The organism is Rectinema subterraneum, assembly GCA_009768935.1.
In the GTDB taxonomy this organism is placed as follows: domain Bacteria; phylum Spirochaetota; class Spirochaetia; order Treponematales; family Rectinemataceae; genus Rectinema; species Rectinema subterraneum.
The window spans coordinates 1-4610 of record WESA01000088.1; the positions used below are offsets into that span (position 1 = coordinate 1).

The 4610-nt window shown below is 55.1% G+C and carries 5 protein-coding genes; all 5 read right to left on the reverse strand.

Annotated features, from left to right (window positions below):
• Nucleotides 1–1154: L-rhamnose isomerase (locus GAP13_RS12620; protein ID WP_241864356.1), on the reverse strand; the 1154-nt coding region annotated here is incomplete at its 3' end.
• Between the two features lie 34 nt (nt 1155–1188).
• Nucleotides 1189–2343, reverse strand: coding sequence for a class II aldolase/adducin family protein (locus tag GAP13_RS12625; protein WP_158906186.1), 1155 nt, complete (start codon nt 2341–2343; stop codon nt 1189–1191).
• 36 nt (nt 2344–2379) lie between these two features.
• Nucleotides 2380–2694 (reverse strand): L-rhamnose mutarotase, encoded by a 315-nt coding sequence (rhaM, locus tag GAP13_RS12630; RefSeq protein ID WP_158906184.1) that lies wholly within the window; start codon nt 2692–2694, stop codon nt 2380–2382.
• A gap of 119 nt (nt 2695–2813) precedes the next feature.
• Complete coding sequence (gene rhaS / locus GAP13_RS12635) at nt 2814–3827, reverse strand: rhamnose ABC transporter substrate-binding protein (RefSeq protein WP_158908648.1); 1014 nt, start codon at nt 3825–3827, stop codon at nt 2814–2816.
• A 1-nt stretch (nt 3828) separates the two neighbouring features.
• Nucleotides 3829–4610, reverse strand: a 782-nt coding sequence (locus tag GAP13_RS12640; RefSeq protein WP_158908649.1) for an ABC transporter permease, incomplete at its 5' end; no start/stop codon positions are given.

Below are 4610 nucleotides of genomic sequence, written 5' to 3' on the forward strand. Positions count from 1 at the left end.
ATCCAGGCGGAAATGCGGCGCGATTCTTCGATGAGGGCGAGTCTGCTTCCGAAATCGCCGCGCTCTTCTTCGGTTCGCATAGCTTCCACGGGTTCGAGGAGGGCATAGAGGAGGGCTCGCTGGGCACTGCGCGCACCGATAATCCAGGCGGAAATGCGGTTGACTGAGGAATCGAAGTAATCGAGCGCGAGGTGAATTCTGTCCCACACGCGCATGCGGATGATTTCGCGGCAGACATCGGTTATTGCATCGTTCCAGATGACGATATGGTCGGAGTCCCAATGCAGACCGCGGCTCAGATGGATGATGAGGTAAGGCACATAGAGCAGGGTGGCCGAAATTTTGTCTGCCACGCTTTCGTTTGGATGGAAATGGCCCATGTCGTAGCAGAGGCCGATGGCTTTTTGGGAAGCATATCCGAAATAGAACTCATGCGAGCCGGGGACATAGGATTCGGAGCCTATGCCGAACAATTTGGATTCGACAGCGTCCAGGACGCGGTCGTTGGGCAGTTTCTCGGCGTAGATGGCGTCGAGGGATTCCTTGAGCCTGAGGCGTGGGCCGAGCCTGTCGGCGGGCATGTCTTTCGAGCCGTCGGGTACCCAGAGGTTATTGACGACGACGTCCTTGAGGCTGTCGGCAATGGCCTGGGCGATGCGCCTGCTTGCCTTGCCGTGCTCGATCCAGTATTTGCGGATATTTTCATCGGGATGGGCCAGGGTCCAGCCGCTCGCAGCGAGGGGGTGGGAGAAAAATGTCGGGTTGAAGTCGAGGCCGATTTTCTGTTCTTTTGCCCAGGCAACCCAGGCATCGAAATGGCGGGGCTGAAGGGCAGAGCGCTCGACTTTAGTGCCGCCTGTCTCGGCATACATGGCATGAAGATTGAAGCGTTTCTGTCCGGGAATATGCGCAAAGGCGAATGCGGCGTCGGCTCTGAGCTCTTCGGCGTTGCGAGCACGGCCAGGATAACTGCCGGTAGCGAGGATTCCGCCGCTCAGGGATGTCGCACCGTCGAATCCGATGACATCGTCACCTTGCCAGCAATGGATAGAGAGAGGGATCGAAGAAAGTGTTTTGATTGCCTGATCGGTATCCACTCCGAGATCGGCATAGGTTTCGCGTGCTGATTTGTATTCTTGCTCTATTCTGGACATAAAGGTGATCCTCCCTTCTCTCTACTGCAATATTTCAGGAAGCGGGATTCGAGCTCGCTGCAATGGATGCGCGGTATTTTTCGACTTCCCAGCTTCGTATGAATTCGATATCTGCAGGTTGCATAGGATGCACGCTCCCAAATGAGCGCGCATACCAGGCGATTTTTGCTGCATCGCCAAAAAGCTCACAGGCGCGTTTGGCTGCGCTCTCGTCCTGCCCAAGCCCGAAAATACCGAGATTCTGGATTGCAATGATTTTCGGCATTTCCTGGTAGCGGATGCGGTATTCGTCGATTTTGGAAATGAGGTGTTCCGAAGATTGTGCCTCGGAGATATTCACAAAGAGAGGCCAGGCGCCGGCATAGACGATGTGGTCGGGGGTGAATGGACTAGACAGGGGCACGAATGCCTCGGGGCTGGCCAGGAAATGGCCAATCAGCGAATTTGACGTAAAGAAAAATCGTACGTTAAATTTCGTGGCTGCTGTTTCGACAGCCTTTTCGGCAACCGCAGCAATCGCAGCCTCATACCCGCGCGCAGGCCCACCTCTCAGGCCTTCTTCCGGAAGCGGCTGCACCTTCGCCTTCAATGTCTCAAAGATATGCGCATACAGCGCCTCAATTTCCTCGACCGAATCCTCCGCGACAAACACGCCATGGTTCTGCAAAAACAATATTTTTGGTGGGCTCATGCCTGATGATGTTCGATGTTCAAAAACCCGGCGCACAGCATCCGCAAGGATATAGCCGGGCGTAATATAAGGAAGGACCGACGCCTCATTCCTGAAGAGCGTTTCCGCTGCGCTCAGCGCTTGGCGCGAACACAGCATGCCATTGACAAGCGCAGGATGCAAATGGATTACAAATCGATACGGGAACAGCGCATGCAGCAGGGTTTCCACACTCGGCCTGCGCGTCTGCCCCGGAAGCCGTGCCTCAAGCAATTTTTCAAGCACGATTTTTTCTCGTGCCTCAGAATCAGAAGGCAGCGCCATATCGAATAACGCACGCAGCTTGGAAAGAGAAAGCTGCACAAAGCCATTTTCGTCAATTGTCCCGAGCAGCGCACCCGAAGCTTTGACAGCAATCACGTCTCCATCTTTCAGAGAGGTGTTGCCGCCGCCCGCGAGGACGTAGTCGGGGTCTGCGCCATAGCGGCGCGAAATCTCAATCAATGTTTCAAGGTTCATTATTTGCCTTTTTGCTGCCACACAATTCGCGCCAGCTCAATCCATATGGAACATTTCGGTGAGCGGCCACACCTTGGGAGAATTGTCCGGATTCGTTTCCATGAGGTCTTTCATCGAGTCCCACCATTTGCGAACAATGGGGCTTTCCGGGAGCGTGCTGCTCGTTTCGTCATCCGCAAGGCTCTGGATTGCGAACAAGCGCATGGTTTCAGGGTCGAGATAAATCGAATAGTCCGAAACGCCTGCTTTTCTGAGTTCGGCCTTGAGCTCGGGCCAGATCTGGTCGTGGCGGCGCTTGTACTCGGCTTCGTTTCCGGGTTTGAGCTGCATCGCAAATGCATTTCTCTTCATGACTTGCTCCTGAAATAGGGTGCACGTACGGCTGCCGCTTTCGCTTTTGAAGCGGCGCGCCGCTTTCTTTCATAGCGCAGGCCAGCTCGAAAGCCGGCCTGCGCACCTGCTGCATCGCTTTAGTACACTTTCTTCCAATCGTTGATGTTGCTCTTGTCGAATTTGAACGGCGGTCCGAGCAGGACTTCTGTTCCGCCATCGGGTGCCTTGGTAATGGTGTAGTTGCCAAGCCGTCCTGCGCTGAACTTGTCGCCGACCTTGCCGGTGATCTTGCCACTCACAAGCGCGGTGCCAACATAGGCACCGAGATAGCCGACATCGATCGGGTTCCACAGGAACATGTAGGGGCACACGCCGTTTTCGATGTACTCAGCCATTTCCGAAGGCAGGCCGAGGCCGGTGAGCATCACTTTGCCCTTGAGGCCCTTGTCGGTGAGCACTTTGCCAGCTGCCGCAATGCCGACGGTGGTCGGGGCGATGATGACCTTCAGGTTCGGATAGGAGCGGAGGAGCCCTTCGGTCTCGGATACGGACTTGTCGCGCAGGTCATCGCCATAGGCGACCTTGACGAGCTTGAGGTTTTTGTATTCGGGCTTTGCCAGCTCTTTCTTCATGAAGTCGATCCAGATGTTCTGGTTGGAAGCCTGGCTCGTCGCGGAGAGAATGGCGATTTCGCCTTTACCGCCTGCCATGTCGTACGCAGCCTTGATGAGGGTCTGGCCGATCTTCTCGGAGTCCGCCTGGTTGACGTGGGTAAGGCGTGCCTGGGGATTGACCGAGGAATCGAGCGAGAAGACTTTGATTCCCTGCGCGGTCGCTTTTTTGAGGACCGGGACGAGGGCATCGTAGTCGTTGCCGACGATGCAGATCGCAGCGACTTTCTGGGCAATCAGCTGCTCGATGATCTGAATCTGCGCCTCAGCGGTGGGCAGATCCGGAGCGCGGAGAATCGCCTCGAAGCCTTGTTCCTCGATGCCGTTTTTGAAGCCTTCCATCTGTTTTTCGCCGTAGGGGTTGCCAGTGTTTTTGAACACAATGGCATATTTCGCCTTTTCTGCGGCAAACACCGATGCAGGCATGACCAGTGCCAGTGCGATCAGCACCAGCGCTACCACTGTGAATGTTTTTTTCATGTCAGCCTCCTTGAGCTGAATTTCCGTGAATATCTGATCCGCTTCCTGCATCAGACCGATGCGTTGGAGCGGCCGATTTCCCCGATTTTGAAGAAGACTTCTGCCTCGGCCTGTCGGTGAAATTCTGTACAAGCACCGACAGAATGAGCAGAAAACCGAGAATAATGAGCAAAACTTGCGCGGAAACATTCCGCAGGCCAAGTCCATAGTTTAAAAATCCTATAAGGAATATCGAAATAAGCGGCCCCGCAATTCTTCCCTTGCCGCCGCTCGTGCTGATGCCGCCGAGCACTGTCATGGCGATGACATCGAGTTCATAGCCAAGCGCGACATTCGGGCGCGTGCTCCCCATGCGCGAGGTGAGAAAGAGCGAGGTAAAACCCGCCATAAGCCCCGTGATCACGCTCACCCCAAGGATGATCCGCCCTGTTCTGATTCCTGAGTATTCGCACGCGGTCTTGTTGTTGCCGACCGCGAACACCATGCGCCCGAATCGCGTTGTATGCAAAAGAATCGCGAACACGATCGCCGCCAGAACAAACACAATCAAGATGAATGGCACCTTTCCGATGTATCCCCACGCAAGGAAACTGAACCAGGAGGGGAAGCGCCCTGCAGATCTGTCTTCGAGAATGACATAGGCAATGCCGCGATAGACAGTCATCGTGCTGAGCGTGATGATGGTCGCCGAAAGTTCGCGGAACTTGATCTGCAGAAGGCCGTTGATAAGCCCGCATGTGGTGCTTATCACAAGCGCGAGCACCATCGCGAGCGGCATAGGAA